An 18,866-nucleotide genomic window follows, 5' to 3' on the forward strand; every position below is an offset into this window, starting at 1 on the left:
CCTCATCCGTCTCCAGGGCGGATATCGTTTCCTTATAGCGTTTGACATTTCCGCGAAACCATCTGCCAGCTTTCTGATGCTCCGCATATTCCCTCAGCTGTGCTGCTAAATCCGAGACGGATTCCACGATCAGTCCCAATCGTTCTTCCATGGCTTCCCGTCCAACCTGTAGGGTATAGGCGATGGACTCCAACCTGTCGTCGCCGTAATCCCCCTGCTCCATCGCTTCAAGCAATTGAAGCACTTGCTCTTGCAACCGCTGCTCATCCTTACCTGACAGAACAACCATTACGGGTGTGCGCGGTGTTGCTCCGAAATGCTCCTTACGGTTCTCCTGCGGAATATATTCCTCCACCAGCACATGTGCATTCGCTCCTCCAAAACCAAAGGAACTTATTCCTGCTCGTCTTGGCAGCTCCTTACCCTCATTATCCAACTGAGGCTCCCACTTACAGGTCTCCTGAACGATATAGAAGGGGCTTTCCTCCAGCTCAATATACGGATTCACTGTCTCTAAGTGCAGATTCTTCACAAGCGTTTGATTCTTCATTTGCAACACAACTTTAATTAAACCAACGATGCCAGCCGCCATCTCCAAATGTCCGATATTAGTTTTCACAGTTCCCAATCCGCAATAGCCGGATTTGTCACTACCGTTATGATCCCGATTCTTTAATTCCTGGAAGGCCTGCTTCAGTGCATTGATTTCAATAGGATCTCCTAGAGGCGTACCGCTACCGTGAGCTTCGATATAACCTACTGTATCAGGTCTGATCCCAGCCCTTTGGTACACAGATTTTAATAATTCTGCCTGTGACTTCGGATTAGGCGCGGTCAAAGAGTTGGCTCTTCCTCCATGATTTTCTCCCGTTGCTCTAATAACTGCATAGATATGGTCACCGTCCAGTTCAGCATCCTTCAATTTTTTGAGGAGTATCATACCAACTCCTTCACTTCTGACGTAACCATTCGCTTGGTCCGAAAAGGTCTTACATCTTCCATCCTTGCTGAGCATCCCCGCTTTATGGAAGCTCTTATAATCTTCCGGACTAAGCAGCGTATTAACGCCGCCTGCCACAGCCGTTTCGCAATCACCATTTCTGATCGCCTGAACTGCTCTGTGAACTGCAATCAAAGAACTGGAACAAGCAGTTTCAATAGGCTCACTAGGACCGTGAATATCAAGAAAGTAGCTCATCCTGTTCGGTCCCACGGAGGGCACCTTCCCTGTGGATGAATATCCCTCGACGACTGTACCAGACTTGGTAAGCAGCTCACTGTAGCCAGTTCTTCCTGTGCCTACAAACAATCCCATTCCGGTTCCTGATACTGCTTTAGCCGAATACCCAGCATCTTCTAAAACCTTCCAAACATAGGTCATTAGCAAACGCTGCTGAGGATCCATCAGTTCGGCTTCTCGAGGAGTAATCCCAAAGAACAGGGCATCAAATTCATCCACTCCACTTATAAAACCTCCCCACGGCACCTCCGAATTCACACCTGGATCACAGGTGCCCCATTCCTGGCGTTCACGAGGAATCTTAGTAATACAGTCTTTACCTTGGACAAGATTTTGCCATAACTCATCTACATTTTCGGCCATAGGGAAAATTCCACTTATTCCGATGATAGCCACTGGTTCCAGAACTGCATGTTCTTGTAGGACAGGAGCAACAAATCTGGGGTTCATACGTCTGGAATGAAGGCTTGCTGTTTCTTCCCATTTCCAAGCTCCTAAGTCATTTTTCGTTTCCGATGGTTCTGGCAATGCTTCTCCATACCCTAGTTGCTCTGGCGCCTGCCAATTGAAAAAGTCACGGTGTTCTAGTAACAGATACTTCGCAAATTCCCGAATTCCTGAATATTCAAAAAATAGAGCTGGCGTTATATCCAATTCGTAAGCCTGATTAAGACGATTAGCCAGTTGAGTTAATGAAATAGAGTCAAATCCATATTCTCCCCATTCAGCATCATCATCAATATCCTTAGCATTCACATCCAAAACATTGGATATTGCTTCCGCCAAAATCATAAGCACCTTATGCAGCAGTTTTTCCGTACTATCAGCAGCTGTCGAACGTGGTTGAATCGGCTTGGTCTTCGCTTTTTTTAAGGTAAGCAGTTTATCCCTCATTCGCGAAACCTGACCATATATGCCCATAACCTGTTTTCTCCCTGAAGACATGGCCTGATAAAAAATATCCAATCCGGTTTGAATGCTAATTGACTGCATGCCAGTATTTTGTAGCATGAACTTCTCGGTATCCGTATCCATACGCATACCTCCGTCCCTCCAAAGGGGCCAATCCATTACCAGAGTTTGTCCTTTTCGCTGACAAGAAGTCTCCAATCCGGACCGATATTCAGCGTAGCTGTCCATAAACAAATTGGCCATCGCATAATCAGATTGTCCAGCATTCCCCAAAATCCCGGCAGCAGATGAAAATAGAACAAAAAAGTCTAAATCAAACTCTTGGCTTTCTTCATCCAAATACAATGTGCCAGCAACCTTGGGAGCCATTACCTTCTTTACTTCTTCCGCCTGCTTGTTCAAAATGAAACTGTCGTAGATCGCACCTGCACTGTGGATAATACCATTTAAAGCCCCAAACTCCTCTTTAATGCTTTCCATCAACACACGGACTGATTGACGATCTGTAATATCTGTCCTTTTGTATAAAACTCTAGCCCCGGATGCTTCAAAATCAGTTAGTTTGGACTTCACAAGTTCATTCAGTGGAGATCTCCCAGCGAGAATCACAGTCGGACAGCGAGAGTTTCTTACCATTTCTTCGCAAAAAATAAGTCCCAATCCCCCTGCACCACCGGTAATCAGATATATTCCATTATCCTTCCAAGGCTTCATGGCCTCGGACTGTCTACTAATTTCCTCCCACTCCGAGACCCAACGTCTTTCCTCATGGTAACGAACATGCAGACCCGGTGAGCATTGAGCGTTTTCTGTAATCATTCTAATAAGTTGATCCGCCGTTTCAACTGTACTAATCTCCAGCATTTGTCCTATAATTTTGCTGCTTTCAATTTGCGCGGTTTTGAGCAAGCCTAATAGGCCAGTGAACATATAACGTTCTAGCGGATTGAAAGCTACAATCTGCACTAGCACCTGTCCATTGGCCTGATCTCGAATAATTTTTTGTACTTCTCCCAATGCCTGTAATGCATAATCCTGATATCTATCTACCGCATGTATGGCCTTGGAAAGCAGGGAGACACACACCACATCACGAAGTCCTTTTCGTATTGGTCCTATCCATCTTTCATCAGGTTCACAAAGCAAGACTACGTGCTTGATGCATTCCGTAGTTAGGACTGCCTGTTCAATGGTTTGCTGTTTCCATACAGGTGACAGCATTAATGTAGAAATATCGGGCTTATCCGTTACTTCTTCCTTTAAAATTCTTGAAGTAAGTCCATTCATTCGAATACAGATATTCCCCGCATCATCGCAGATATCGACATCCACTCTTAACAATGAGCTTCCTGCATCATATCCTTCACTGTAACGAATACACGCCCACATGGTAGAAGTGCAGGACTGTAAGATAAGAATTTCTTGTAAGGCAAACGGCAAAAGTGGATTGTTCCCTGTCTGTCGCTGACTAAGCAATCCGATGGTTGCCTGCAATGCTGAATCGACCACACCCGGATGCAGAACATATGCCTTCCCTGAACCACTCGTCACCAGTGGCAGACGCAGTTTCGCTAGAACCTGATCTGTCCCAGCATAGAGCACTTCAATTCCTCGATGTCCTTCACCGTAAGAATAACCCATTTTTTCAAAAGCTTCATAACAAGCTGCCCCCGTCATGCTAGTTTGATTACAGGCTGCTTGTAGACTTGAGATATCCAGTGTTTGTGTTTTGATGTTCGTGCATATTTCGATTCGGCCCTGGCTGTTTACAAAATTATCCGAACCATCCTCAGACTTTCTGTAGATGGTATAACCAATCTCTCCTCCATCCTCCATGTATAATCCGATATGTACTTCAACAGGCAGCGTATCAACCATCACCGGACTGGCCCATACCACATTTTTTAATTTGATGGTAAGTTGATCTGCTGAAGACATGTTTGTCGCCAACTCTGCGGCTTTTCTTGCCATTTCCAAATGTGCCACACCTGGCAGGACTTTATGTCCTCTGATCTGGTGATCAGTCAAAAAGAATTCCTCACCCGTAAATGTGGAGCTGTATCTTTGCTCAGTTAAATCTGATGTATTGCGGTGAAGCAACGGATGAATATAGGCCGATCCTGCTGCTGAAGAATATACGCTGTCCTTTATGTCAGTTGGGGACCGTTCGGATATCCAGTACCGTTCCTTGGCAAACGGATATACTGGAAGACTCATTCTTTTAGGAATGTCCGCTTCGTATATTTGAGTCCAATCGATATCTACTCCCTTTACCCAAAGATCCAGAAGTTTTGTGTACTTTTTCTTCTGAATCCATGCCGATACGGCTTTCTTCATATCCTCATCTGCTAATAGCAACATCACCGACTCTTTATTACGCTTGCTTCTCCCCCTATAAATATCCTTAAAATCTCCTTTTTTCTCATAAAACAACTTGAGTTTTTCTTCCAGTTCCTTGACAGAACCCACCATCAAACCCAAACGTTCCTCCATAGCCTCTCTACCTACTTGAAGGGTATAAGCCACGTTCCGTAAATGATCATCTTGAATTTGCCCTTCTTCTATAAAAGCCAGCAGCTGATGTACCTTTGCAAACAGCCTGTCTTCATTTTTTGCGGATAATACAACGATGGCTTTTTCACCTGAGTTCACATCAAATGAAGCTATGGATTCAACAGGTTCCGTAAATTCCTCCATAATTACATGTGCATTGGCCCCACCCGCTCCAAAAGAGGAGATGCCAGCGATTCTAGGATATTCCTTTCGCTCTCCATCCATCTCCACCACAGGACGGTTCCAATCCGATAATTGCCTTTGAACCACAAATGGAGTGTCTGAAAAAGGAATGTTGGGATTCAATTGTTTCACATGTAAAGTGGGTACAATTTTTCGATATTTCATTTGTAAAATTATTTTAGTCATGCCTGCCATACCAGCAGCCGCTTCCAAATGTCCAATATTACTTTTAACTGAGCCAATTGCACAAAATTGTGATTGCTTCGTAGATGCCCTAAACGCTTGCGTAAGTCCGGTAACTTCAATAGGATCTCCCAGGAGAGTTCCAGTTCCATGAGCTTCGATATAACTGATGGCTCGAGCATCTATACCCGCTCTATCCATAGCAGTCCGAATAAGCTCTGCTTGAGCAGATGGATTAGGGACCGTATATCCATTCGTTTTACCGCCGTGATTTATACTTGTTCCACGGATACAGCCATAAATATGATCTTTATCTGCTGTCGCTCTGGACAACGGCTTTAATATAAATACGCCCACTCCCTCTCCGGGGACAAATCCGTTGGCATCCTGCCCGAAGCTTTTACATTTTCCATCCACCGACAGCATGTGCTGTCCGCATAGCTGTACATAGCTGGAAGGATGCAGGTATAGATTAACGGCTCCTGCAATGGCTACTTCACATTGACCATGACGAAGGTGCTCACAAGCTTCATGTATAGCTGTCAAAGATGATGAACACATTGTATCAATCGGCATGCTAGGTCCATTCAAATTCAACAAATAAGACACCCGATTCGCTAACGAACTGAATGATGTATGCGGAAACAAAGTCTCTCCCTGCCTCCACATATCTGGCCCATACAGATTAAATCCTGTTTTGGTAATTCCCGCAAATACACCCACTCTTCCTTGGTGACGTGTCTTCAGTTGCTCGCGTGTATAAGCTGCATCCTCCAGTGCTTCCCAACAAGCTTGTATAAACAAGCGCTCCTGTGGGTCCATGCTCATAGCTTCCCGAGGAGAGATATTAAAAAACAAAGGATCAAAATCAGCAAATCCTCGGACAAATCCCCCCCATTTGCTATAGCTTTTATTTTGAAGAATTGCTTCTTCACGATCCGGATGATAAAAAGAGTCCAGCTCCCATCGTTCCTCATCCAGTTCTGTTATACAATCTTTTCCACTTACTAAATTGGACCAGAATTCTTGTAGATGGTCTGCTTGAGGATAATGACCACTTATACCGATAATGGCAATTGGATCCACCTCTTTTTCAGTTGACGACGGAATTCCAATTCGGGATTTTCGCTTAGCTCCATGACGCGGCACCAGAACCGGTCCTCTCTGCCGGACATCTTTTGCTGTTTTCAAAGATTCCTCTGGAGCTGCATATGAGGAAGTCAATCCTGTCCACAGTATACAAGCTTCCCGAAAATTAGAAATGAAATAAAGGGCTAATTCTTGTAAAGTCCTACATTCATAAAAGATAGTTTTTGAACATTCCCCGAAAATACGCTCCAGCTTCTGATTTAGCTGCAAGATGAGTATAGAATCAATTCCGTAACTTTCTAATGGTTCAAAGATATCAATACGTTCTTCATCCCATTTTATTTCCTCTGCAAGCAACGACTTGAGCTTAGACACTGTTTCTTCCATTAGCCGTTCATGGTCTACTTCCACTGGCTGTTTTATAATTGCAGCTGCAGACTGCCCATCAATACCCCTTTTCAAATAATCACCTATTTTTAACCGATTCCCTTTGACCAACATTATTTGTTCCTGACCCAGACTGAATGCTTTATAGAAAGCTCGAATGCCTGTCTCTGTTGAAATGGGGGACATCCCCGTACGCTCTTCCAATATTTTGGCAATGGATTCATCAATCTGCATGCCGCCTTCTCTCCACAGTGGCCAGTTTATGGATTGCGTCCGACCATGCCGAGATCCAAGCTCCCGCAAATCATTCCGGTAGCCTGCATAGGCGTCCAGAAATGCATTTGCTGCAGCATAATCGACCTGACCGGGGTTTCCAAGCGCACCAGCCACTGATGAAAACAATATAATAAAGTCCAATTGCATGCCTTTGGTTGCCTCGTCCAAACACAATAATCCTGACACTTTGGGCGCAAGGACAGCTCTAAACTCTTCTGAATTTTTATTGACAATGTAATGATCTTGAATGATCCCGGCACTATGAATAATACCGTTAACATGACCATACTCTCTCTCTATGGTATTTATGAATTCAACTACTCCCTCTTTGTCATTCAAATCCTGGTTTTTATAAATAACATGTGCCCCTAACTTCTGAAGCTCACATATCCACTTCTCCTTATGCTCATCCAGAGGAGAACGACCCATAAGAATGATAGTGGAAGATTGTGTATTCTCCGCAATCTCTCTGGCAAAAATCTTTCCTAACCCTCCAGTACCTCCTGTCACTAAATACAGACCACCATCTCGCCATGGTGTAGCCTGTTCCAACCAATCTTGGATACCTTCGTCCTCTAATATAAATTCCCAATGCATAACCTGCCTTTTCCCATTGATATAACGAATATGACTATCTGACGGACTATTCTTATTTTCTGCAAGTTTTTGAATCAAAAGGCCCTCGTCTTCATTCGTATCCACTTCAATCAGCTGCCCAGATAGTTTTGGATATTCAAGCTGCGCCGTTTTCAATATCCCGGCAAGCCCTGTAAAAAGCCTGCCTTCACCTTCACGGCTAACTATAATTTGAACAAGGATATCCTGATAAGTTCGGTCTTGAATTAACTGCTGGATAGTTTCAAATACCTGAACGGTGTAAGCCTGATACCGCTCTTCTACGGAAGTGTGTTCGGACTGTAGAGAAATACAAGTTGTTCCGTTAAGCTGAACATCTATGAGTTCACACATAGATGGATCCATCTCACAAAGCATGACAACATGCCGAAAATGTACTGACAGCGTTCTCTTCTCTGTGATAGCCTGTTCTTTCCATCTCGGCTCAAGCATCATTGTACTTGTCATGGCCAAAACCCTTTCTATAATTGAATTCTTCCAAGAACATAATCAGAATCCGATCTGAATAGCAGGATATTCATTTGACACCGTTACCAGCCCCCTGATACGTATGCATACCTTCCCCTGCTCGTCACACATTTCTACATCCAGTGACGGTATACAATCCTCATTCCCCCTATTGGGAGCATATTGAAGCTTAGCCCACATATTGGATGTGCAGGAATGATAGATGTCAAGTTCTTTTATGGACACAGGATGATAGGATATGTCAGCATGGGAACGTTTATTTTCCATGTGAGTCTGCCATATCGCAGACAATTGGGTAATTGCATGAATCAAATTAGGATGAACCGCATATGACTGTATGGATTCAGACATATTGTGTGGTAATGACAGCCTTACTAGGATCATATCCGCACCTGCGTAAATATCCCCAATTTCCGGCAGGTGATCAACAGACAATAACAGCTGTTGATTGCAATCCATACGCGCGGCCTGTAAATCAACATAATTAAGGTCCATGCTATCTTTCAGACTGGCATAACCTTGACTAAATATTTCCATTTCTTGCTCTTGCTTTCCGGCCTGATAAATCTCAAAGCTGATTTCATCGTGATCCTCGGCATAGAGTGCGATGGTTACTTGAATAGTTGCTGTTTGAATTAAAACGGGGCTTCCCCAAACAATATTTTCCAATCGAATATATTTATGCTCTTCCGCTTGGGTTTCGGTTGACCACTTTACTGCCGCTCTTGCCATTTCTACCAAGACCTCTGCAGGAACAATCTTATAGTCGGCCCCCTGTTCTTCCTTCACAAAAAATTCCTGCCCGGTAAAAGCTGTGCAAAACCGCTGCTCCGATAAGATAGAAGTATTTTCATGCAGTAATGGATGTAGACGGGATACACGCTCTTCTTTTGTGATTTCTTCTATTTTTGTGACTGGCACCCAATATCGTTGTTTTTCAAAAGGGTACGTAGGAAGCGATACTCGCTGCGGTCTGGTATGAGAATGCAACAATGTCCACTCAATATCCAGACCTTTCACCCATAACTGGGCAAGCTTTTCCAACTTCTTTTTGCTCAGGAGCAGGTTCATAAACGCAGCTCCCTCTTCTCCCTCTATCAAAACCTGCAAAGAGGAATTACTTAACTTTACATTTCCCGTGTGAACATTTTCTATATTGCTTTTCGCTTGAAGATACAGATCTAGTTTCCCCACCAACTCCCCGATACTTGACGCAACCACAGCTAGTCTTTCCTCCATAGCTTCTCTGCCGATCTGGAGCGTAAAAGCGATGTCACCCATATTGGCTTCAGGTTTTAATAAAAATGTACGAATTTCCTCAATATAGTGACAAAGTGTGTCTTTGTTCTTGGCTGAAAACAAGAAAATTTGTGGTTCATTTGGTTTACGACCATAGCTCTGTTTATATTCTTCTACAACCATATGGGCATTTACCCCACCAAAACCAAAGGAACTTACACCTGCACGTCGAGGAATATCATATCCTGTCTTTTCCCATTTTTTCGTGTTTTCTACAATGTAGAACGGACTATTTTCCAGTTTGATATATGGGTTTTGTTCCTTATAATGTAATGTTTTAAGTAGCTTTTTGTGCTTCAAGCAAAGTACAATTTTGATTAGACCTGCGATACCCGCTGCTGATTCCAAATGACCTATATTTGTTTTTACTGTACCTATCCCGCAATGGGTTTTATCCGTTGGTTGCCGTCCCCAAGCGGTATATAATTCATCAAAAGCTTTTTTCAGTCCGTTAATTTCAATTGGATCGCCCAAAGATGTTCCCGAACCATGTACTTCTATATAGCTCACAGTGGAAGGGTCCACTCTTGATTTCGTCCATGCATCTACGATTAAATCTGCCTGTGCATTTGGATTGGGTGCAGTAAGTGAATTGGCACGGCCTCCATGATTGACCGCTGTTCCTCTAATCACCGCATAAATATGATCACCATCCCGTCTGGCTTGTGAGAGGGGCTTTAGCATCACCGCTGCACTCCCTTCCCCCCGAACATATCCATTCGCTTTCTTGTCAAATGTCTTGCATCTTCCATCTTCAGACAACATTCCGGCTTTGGCCAAAGCAATATATAGATTGGGACTCGCCAATACGTTCACGCCACCAGCAATAGCAACTTCACATTCACCACTACGCAAGCTTTCCACAGCGCGGTGTATAGCAACCAAAGAGCTTGAACAAGCCGTATCAATGGGTTCGCTTGGGCCATGAAAATTCAGTAAATATGAAATACGATTGGTTAGAATGGAGTTAAACAGTCCTGTCGGTGTGTACGCCTGCATTTCTATCTTGTGCTCTTTTAACAAATCGTCATAATCAGAGCTTCCAGCACCAACAAAAATCCCCGTTCTGCTGCCGGACAATACAGAAGCTTTGTAACCTGCATCTTCAATTACTTTCCAAACGGTCTCTAAAAATATTCTCTGACGCGGGTCCATTAATTCTGCTTCGCGGGGGGAAATACCAAAGAAAAAGGCATCAAAAGCATCTATGTCTTTCATAAAACCGCCCCATCTAATATTCGTTTTCCCCATTTCCTTGGTCGGATCGCCATCATATTCCTCCCAATTCCATCGATCTGGCGGAATTTCGGTAATCAGATCTTTTTCTGCCTCCAGATTCAACCAAAATTCGTTAAGATTATCTGACTGAGGCATCTTGCAAGCAACACCAATAATAGCAATCGGTTCATTTGCGTTCTCAAAGGCTTGAGCAGGAATATTCGATGGAATATCCGCTGGTTCTACTACTGCTTCTTTCGCGGATTCATCCGAGTGGAATGAAGAAGTTGAAGAATTGACAGTATATAAAGAAGCCACTCGTTCTGTATAGTTATCTTTTAAATAAGAAACAAAAGAGCCCATATTCACAAATTCATAGAATACAGGCGGAGTCAACTCCAAGTGAAATTTTTGATTGACCCGATTAATAAAATCAGTGGTAGAAATGGAATCAAATCCATATTCGCTGTAGTCGGTATCCATTTCAATCGTATCTTTATCAACGAATAGAATGTCCGAAGTAATCATTCGGATATCCTCGCACAAGCCACGGTAAATCATCTGTTCATCCGATTCAGAAAGTTGCCCCTTCGCCGAGAATTTCTCCTTAATACTAGAAGTGGAGTTAAACAATTTTATTTTTTTCGACGGATTCTCTTTTAAAACAATCATCTGATCTCCCGACATATGTAACGCATCTTCAAATGCTCTTATCCCTTCTTCAGTGGAGATGGGGAGAATTCCCATGGTATTCTCCATGAAAGCAAGGGTAGGGGCGTCTACTGTCATTCCACCTTCTTTCCAGAGTGGCCAATTTATCAATAAAGACTTTCCACTGCGTCCCTCCATCTGCAATATGCTTGTACGGTGATGAGCATAATAATCCATAAAGGCGTTTGCATATGCATAATCACACTGGCCTGCATTCCCTATGACCGACATAATGGAAGAGAACATTAGGAAAAAGTCCAGCTCTTCATGACGGGTCGCCTCATCCAGCCACACTGTTCCATACAGCTTAGCAGCCAGTACTTCCTCTATTTGATCAATAGACTTCCTCAAAATATACGCATCCCGCAGCACGCCTGCCGCGTGTATCACCCCATGAATATGACCAAATCTCTCTTTCGCCTTGGCAATCATTGCAATGCATTGTTCACGCAACGAAATATCTGCCTGCACATACAGAACACTTGCCCCACACCGTTCCCATTGCTTGATCTTTTGCTCATGTTCGGATGTGAGAGGCGAACGTCCTGCGATAACCAGACGAGCTTTGTACTTACTGGCCAAATATCCAGCGAAAATGGAGCCTAATCCTCCCAATCCTCCGGTAATCATGTAAGTACCTTTCTCCCTCAATGAAATGCTAGATGTACCTAATTCATTGATTAGTGACATATAACGTACAAACCGCTTTTGCTGCTGATAACGAATTTCAACCTCTTCATCATCCACAGAAAATTCACTTAACAATTGATCAAGAGATGTTTCAGCCGACTCACTAAGTTCTACAGTAGCATATATCAATGCAGGATTTTCTTTTCGAAGTGTTCTAGCAAATCCTGATACTGCCGCGTTCTGCGGCTGACCACTTCCTTGATAAACGTAAAGCAACTTACATCTCTTGGGCAAAGACTCCCTCATTAATGCTTTACTGAGGTAGAACAAAGAATAGATTCCACGCTCAAGTTCGGTTTGCAATTCTTCTTTTTCCGATACAAACCGTTGGTCCGACCAAGCGTAAATAAGGGCTTCGGCGGTCTGCTGGTTTTGTTTTATGGTGCTGAACAACATCTCATAGTGCTTCGGATTCAAAGGGTCTATTTCATAGATATCACCTTGCACAGAGCGATAGGCATCCCCTGGCTGTACAAGTACAGCCTTGATGCCGCGTTTTTTCAAGCTATTCCAAAGGCCGGTATCTGTACCGAAAACGATGACCTGTTCGGGAACTCCTCCGTCGGAATTGGGAAGACATTCTCTCCACAATGGCTGATAGTATGTGGTTGCTCGTTCCGTCGATTTCAAACTATCTCTGATTTTACGAATCTGCTCAAATCCTTTGTCTGAAGTCATCTTCCCTTCTTTGATCAAATGTAAAATCTCATCTATTGTGAATTGATCGTCTGACACCACGCATCCCCCATCTCCCTTTTGATGTCATCAATTTCCAGTTCACCTTTTTCAAGACTTTGCAGCAGTTGCTTAAGCTTCAAGTCCTCCAATTCGGAAGCATTGTTTACCAATACCTGCTCTTTTCGTCCATTGATCCGAAACGTATTCCGATCAAATGGGTACACTGGCAAGCCAATTTTATGATATGGCTTGTCTTGAAATAATCGGTACCAACGAATAGGTACACCTTTCAACCACAGCTGAAAAACACCTTGGTAAAACTGCGTAACTGTATCGATTGTTGCTCCAAAATGTATGCCAGGGTCAGCGACCGTATGGCAGCTGTCTATATATACAACCTCCACATCCGCTTGTTGTGACAAATCATGATCTACATTTTCTATCCTGCTGATCCATTCGGGATTCATAGCTACTTTCATTTCATTCTGATAGTATTTTTTCATTAATGGATATTTACGTTCAGGATGAATTTTCATCAAATTATTGTTTATAATTTCAACTGCTCGTTCTACTGTATTGGTTTGTATCATTATTTGCACAAGCGTTTCCTTGGGCAAAATCCCCTCATCTAGTAAGTCCATTATCTCTTCCAATCGTGATCCAATAATGAATTGTTGTTCCTCTAAATTCCACTTTCGATACAGCTTTCTCAGAGAACTCGCAAGCACAATCAAGAGTAAATCGTGGTTTACATTCCCTGTATTTAAAAGCTGCTCATCACACAATATACCGACAATACTGCAGCTTGTCTCTTTTTGGATGACCGATTCCCAATCGTCAATGTACCCTTTAAAGGTGTACTGTACAGGGTATAGCAGCTTGGATTTTTGGATATATGTTTGAAGTCCATTATCATTTGGTGACTTGGATACTGAAGAACCTGACTGTTCTTTTACTCCGTGTTCTGTCAAACTGATTAGATCATGGATATATGCTTCATTACATTGTAATGAAGCATAAATTTCACCTATAACTGGCTCCCGAATAGGAATAACAGGACAAGAAAACATTACGTCTTTTAGCTCGCATTTCCCCGTTTTTACAGCTAGTATATCCTCCAGTGTCAGAATGCCACTTATAGCCATCGCAACCCACCAGCCATCTTTATGTCCAGTTACGACGGACGGAGTCAGCCCAAGAGATATAAATGAAAAGGCGTATGCATACCCTGTAATTAACTGGTATAGTGATTTTTCTAGCCCAATCCAGGACTCCTGAAAGAAACCACTGCTTATTTTCCTGCCTACATGCAAGCTTCTTAATGTCTTCATGGCGTCATCGATAACCTGCTTGAATAAACTACATTCTACATATAATGGCTCAATATCTGCATAACTTTCCCAAGAGAGATTACTAATGTTCAGTTCCCATGAGCATTTCGTCGCTTTCATTTGAGGCAAATAGTCAGCCAACAGTTTCTCTTTCAATTCTTCTTTATGGTGTACCAGTATGCCACAACGATACTGGAATGCCTCTCTGCCCATTAGCAATACACTGCTTATATCGCTTAAAATGTGAGCTTTAAAATCTTCAGTGGTAACGAATGTCCTCCATGCCTCTTGTAAATTTTCCAATGCCTGAGGAGTCTTTGCAGATAAAACAAAAAATTCACTTCTATTTGTATTGAATACCTCGTCCGTCTCGGCGCCCTGATACTCCTCAAGCAATACATGGCTATTAACACCACCAAAACCAAAAGAACTGACACTGGCACGCAATGGACCGCCTTCCTCAACGGATTCCCAAGATGATAAACCATTTGCAGGGATAAACGGAGAGTTAGCCCAATTCACGATCGGATTTAGAGTCTTAAGATGGAGGGTTTTGGGGATTTTTCTGTGCTTCATCATCATTAACACTTTGATTATACCTGCTAGCCCTGCAGCACTCTCCAAATGGCCGATATTGGTTTTGACAGATCCAATCTTGCAAAATTGCTTCTTATCTGTAAATTCTCGGAACGCCCGTGTCAAACCCTCCAGTTCTATCGGGTCTCCCAATGAAGTGCCTGTTCCATGAGCTTCCACATAATTGACCATTTCGGGACGCAAATCTGCATCTTGATATGCACCTTTGATGACATCTTGCTGTGCCTGTATACGTGGAGCTGTAATCGACTGACTTTTTCCGGAATGATTGACGTCCGAACCTTTGATAATGCCATAGATATGATTTTGGTCTTTAACCGCTTCATCCAAACGCTGTAGCAAAAGAACAGCTACCCCGTCCCCAGGTACATAACCATTAGCATGGAGATCAAAAGCCCTGCACATACCATCAGGGCTTAGCATACGAGATTTTGAAAAAGAGACATATTTCCATGGATGAAGATTTAGATTCACACAAGCAACCAACGCATAGTCGCATTTCCTAAGCCTTAGAGCTTGCTTCGCTTCATGTACTGCAACAAGTGAAGAAGCACAAGCAGCATTGATAGTTTGACTGGCTCCCTGAAAGTCAAACGTATAGGAAATGCGGTTGGATAATAGGCTTTCAAAGTTGCCTAAACATGCATAACTGTCCATTCCATGCTCTGTATCTATCATCTCTTGACGATAATCCGTTGTCATAACACCTGCATAGACGGCAGTTTGTTTATGTTGAAGTGTGGCTAAAGAGATACCCGAATCTTCAATACAATGCCAAGTTTCCTCTAGCATTAATCTTTGCTGAGGATCCATATGAATAGCTTCACGAGGAGATATCTTGAAAAATTGATGATCAAAGTCATAAACATGGTTCAATATACCGCACCACTTACTTATGCTTTGGCCAGACTTGTCCATATCCATTGCATAATAAGTCTTCACATCCCAGCGATCAGGAGGAAGTTCCCGAACAGAGTCTACACCTTCTTCGAGGTTATTCCAAAATTGGTTATAATCATAAGCATCTGGAAAACGGCATGACATACCTACCACCGCGATATCTGCCTTTTTGGATCTCATCCGCCTCACTCTTCCCGATTGAACTTTACTCATAAACTGCTCCATGAAACGCAATAAATCTACGATTCAGTATTTGGGCTGTTTCTGTCATGATCTTGATGCCAATGTCATCTACATGACGATGCTGCCAGCGTTCCCATTTTGTACCTTTAACCCACTGATTAAATGAGCCCAGTGCTGGGCCGCATTGGATCTGATAATCGAGTCGATTGTCTGCTTCCCCACTGCAAGCTAAATACGACGAATAAGCAAAATACCACTTGAAAATTAAAGCCATTTTACGCTTGGGGTTTAGTTCCGCTTTTTCAATCTCCTGTTGTGGATAATGTCGTCTAACTTCCTCGTATACTTCATCAAAACTTCGCTTGAAATATTTTTCCTGAATTTGCTTCTGATCCTTATCACTAATCTCTTCCAATGAATTATATTGACGATATAGATCATAGAGCTTGTTAGCCCGTGCTGGAAAGAACACACCTTTTTTTAGAACTTGTACTTTGGCCCCTAATTCAAACATATCTCCTGCCGGAGCATAGGTCGTGTCCTGAATATTGATTTGTTCAAGCATATCTTTGGCATTATTGCTAGTACCTGCCTCCACAGTACATTGATTAATAGAACCGGTAACTATAAAATCGGCACCCAACATAAATGCAGCTGCTGCGGCTTCAGGAGTACCAATACCACCTGCTGCGCCGACCCTCACCTTTTTCTTGTATTCATACTTCTTCATCATGTCGTCACGTAACCTCGTGATAGCAGGCATTAATACGTAGGCTACTCCGCCATCTGTATGTCCTCCCGAATCAGCTTCCAGACATAGATCATCCGCCATTGCAACCTGAGCCAGCCTTTTCGCTTGTTCTTGCGTAATTTGACCAGCCTGGACCATTTTCTCCACTAATAAAACAGGGGCCGGACTCAGAAAGTTTTCCGCAACCTCCGGTCTCGATACCTTAGCGAGAACGCGGTTGCGAATCTCTACCGTTCCGTCCGGTTTATCGTATAAACCATTAGCACGATAGCGGATTAGTGACTCTGTTATATTAATAAATGCTGAAACTTCTATTTTACGTATTTCATATTTGAGATAAAGTTCCGTAAGATCTCTTTCTCTATCAAGCTTGCCGGGTGTATGTAAAAAATTCATTCCGTAAGCTTGTCCTTCATCCAACTCCTGCTGAATATATTGAATATCAGATTCAATCTGAGGAATAGACAACCCTCCAGTTCCCAAAAAGCCCATCATACCTGCTTTGCCCATCTTAACTACCATCTCTTTGGATGAAATCCCTTTGAACATAGCTCCGGTCAGATAGGCATATCTGATGCCATAATCCTTTCTAAACTCCTCAGAGCCGAGAAACTCTGGTGTAATCCCAGACACTAGCGGACTAGTAGGTGTCCTAGTGTCATTGGTTAGTTGAATTTGTTCAGACTCTTTATAATTCCATTCTTCCCGAGATAACGTAATGGGAGCAGCTCCCTGTTTGATTTTTTGCGTCAAACTTGTCAAAACATGACCTGGGCCAATTTCTCTGATTTCCACATGATCCAACCCCAAGAGAATCTGCACGGTCTCACACCATTTTACGGAACTTGTCATTTGTCGAACTAGATTTGATTTTAATTCTGACTTAGTGTAGGGTCTGGCACTAAAATTCGATATAACTGGTATTTTTAAATTAGAAAATGCAAACCCATCTAAATAAGCAGCAAATTTATTCCCTGCTTCCTCCATATATCTGGAATGAAAGGCTCCGCTCACAGTAAGTGGGATATAAGTAATGGTAGAAGTCGCCTCAAAAATCAACTTTGCCCGCCCCATATCTTCTTCTAATCCAGAAATCACTACTTGTTGTGGAGAATTCAGATTAGCTATATCTATGCCGTCCAGTCTATTCTGTGTTAAAGTTTGTTGGATATTGTTCATATCCATTCCTATAATGGCTGCCATTTTGCCACCAGCGGCGAGACTCATTAATTCTCCTCTTTTTTTCACCAACTTCAAACCTGTGGCAAAATCGAAGGCACCTCCAGCAAATAATGCATTATACTCCCCCAGACTGTGCCCTGCTACAATTTCGGGAGAAACACCACTTACTTGCAACGTTTTTAGATACATAAGTGCATTAACTGTGTATAAAGCAGGCTGTGTAAATTGCGTTTGTTGCAACTGATTGTACGCATCCACTAAACACAATTCCTCTATGGAATAACCAAGAATGGCATTAGCCTGCCGTGTAAGCTCAGGAAATTCCTCAAATAATCCTTCACCCATTCCTTTACGCTGCGAGCCCTGTCCAGGGAAAACAAATGCTAACATACGCCATTCTCCTTTGAATCAGCATAACGCCGTATAATGTCATCCAATTGATTACAGTCTTTATGAAAGGGTGTCATTATAGACAAAGCCGTTTGTTTTTGATTATATATAGGCAGATTTTTCACAATATTTACCAAGGTACCCGAAGGCCCCATATCAATATAGATGCCTTTCTTTTGTTCGTGTGTTATAGAACTTACTGCCTCAGCGAATCGGATCGGTTTACGGGCAACCTTCCAAAAGTAATCTGGCTCCAGTCGTCCAATAATTTTACCGTATACGCTTGATCCATAAGGAATCACAGGTTTATGTAGGATCTGCTCCTGCACATAGCTCAGGTATGGCTTCTCCGCGGGATCAATACAGGACGAGTGAAACCCATGCGAAACCGCGAGCCGTAAGCAGACAACTTCCTTGCTCTTAAGCAATTGCTCTACACGATCAATATTTCGGGCACTACCTGATACAATAAAATGTGATTGATGATTTACAGCTGCAAGTTCACAAAGCTCACGCAACAACGGATCAGACGAATATATATTCAAATTGTGCAGAATGGCTAACATTCCTCCTTCAGCACAGGTAGATTCAAGCAGCTCTGCTTGTCGAACGACCGCTTGAATAGCCGTTTCCATGCTCCATACTCCTGCGGTTACCGTTGCTGCGTATTCTCCCAAGCTTGTTCCAATGACAGCATTCGGCTCAATTCCATGACTCAGAAATATCTTGGTGAGTGAGCATTCGACCATAAAAATCGCAATATGAGTGTATAACGTACGGTCAAAACGTTCTCCCACCCTACGGCCCGGGTCATAAATGATATCCAGTACTGACTCCCCGATAAGTCCGTATACCTGGTCATTTAATGTGTCCATACACACTCGAAACACATCATTATGTTTGTACAGCTGAATTCCCATGTGATAATACTGCGATCCCTGACCCGGATACATAAATACAACTGACTGATTCATACACAACACCACCTCCACTTGCAATGCATATGAAA

The 18,866-nt window shown here is 42.9% G+C and carries 4 protein-coding genes and 2 pseudogenes; all 6 read right to left on the bottom strand.

Features of this window, described 5'->3' with window-relative positions; translation table 11 throughout:
* Nucleotide 1 precedes the first annotated feature (1 nt).
* Nucleotides 2-1,735, bottom strand: a pseudogene (locus MKX46_RS25565) (type I polyketide synthase); the annotation flags it as partial.
* Nucleotides 1,736-1,843: 108 nt separating this feature from the next.
* Nucleotides 1,844-7,906: pseudogene (locus MKX46_RS25570) on the bottom strand (SDR family NAD(P)-dependent oxidoreductase); the annotation flags it as partial.
* Nucleotides 7,907-7,948: 42 nt separating this feature from the next.
* Nucleotides 7,949-12,580: a type I polyketide synthase gene (locus MKX46_RS08760; RefSeq protein WP_049816864.1), complete on the bottom strand. Its 4,632-nt coding sequence runs from the start codon at nt 12,578-12,580 to the stop codon at nt 7,949-7,951.
* Nucleotides 12,556-15,564 carry a type I polyketide synthase gene (locus MKX46_RS08765; RefSeq protein ID WP_341071163.1) on the bottom strand — a complete coding sequence of 1,003 codons (3,009 nt, stop codon included), beginning with the start codon at nt 15,562-15,564 and terminating at the stop codon, nt 12,556-12,558. The genes MKX46_RS08760 and MKX46_RS08765 overlap by 25 nt, the downstream gene beginning before the upstream one ends.
* On the bottom strand, nt 15,557-17,857 hold the full coding sequence (gene fabD / locus MKX46_RS08770; RefSeq protein ID WP_029514837.1) for an ACP S-malonyltransferase: 2,301 nt from the start codon (nt 17,855-17,857) through the stop codon (nt 15,557-15,559). The genes MKX46_RS08765 and fabD overlap by 8 nt, the downstream gene beginning before the upstream one ends.
* Nucleotides 17,851-18,831, bottom strand: coding sequence for an acyltransferase domain-containing protein (locus MKX46_RS08775; protein ID WP_341071165.1), 981 nt, complete (start codon nt 18,829-18,831; stop codon nt 17,851-17,853). Before MKX46_RS08775 ends, fabD begins: the two co-directional genes overlap by 7 nt.
* Between the last annotated feature and the right edge of the window lie 35 nt (nt 18,832-18,866).

It is taken from the genome of Paenibacillus sp. FSL P4-0113, from assembly GCF_038009305.1.
Classification (GTDB): Bacteria; Bacillota; Bacilli; order Paenibacillales; family Paenibacillaceae; genus Paenibacillus; species Paenibacillus polymyxa_D.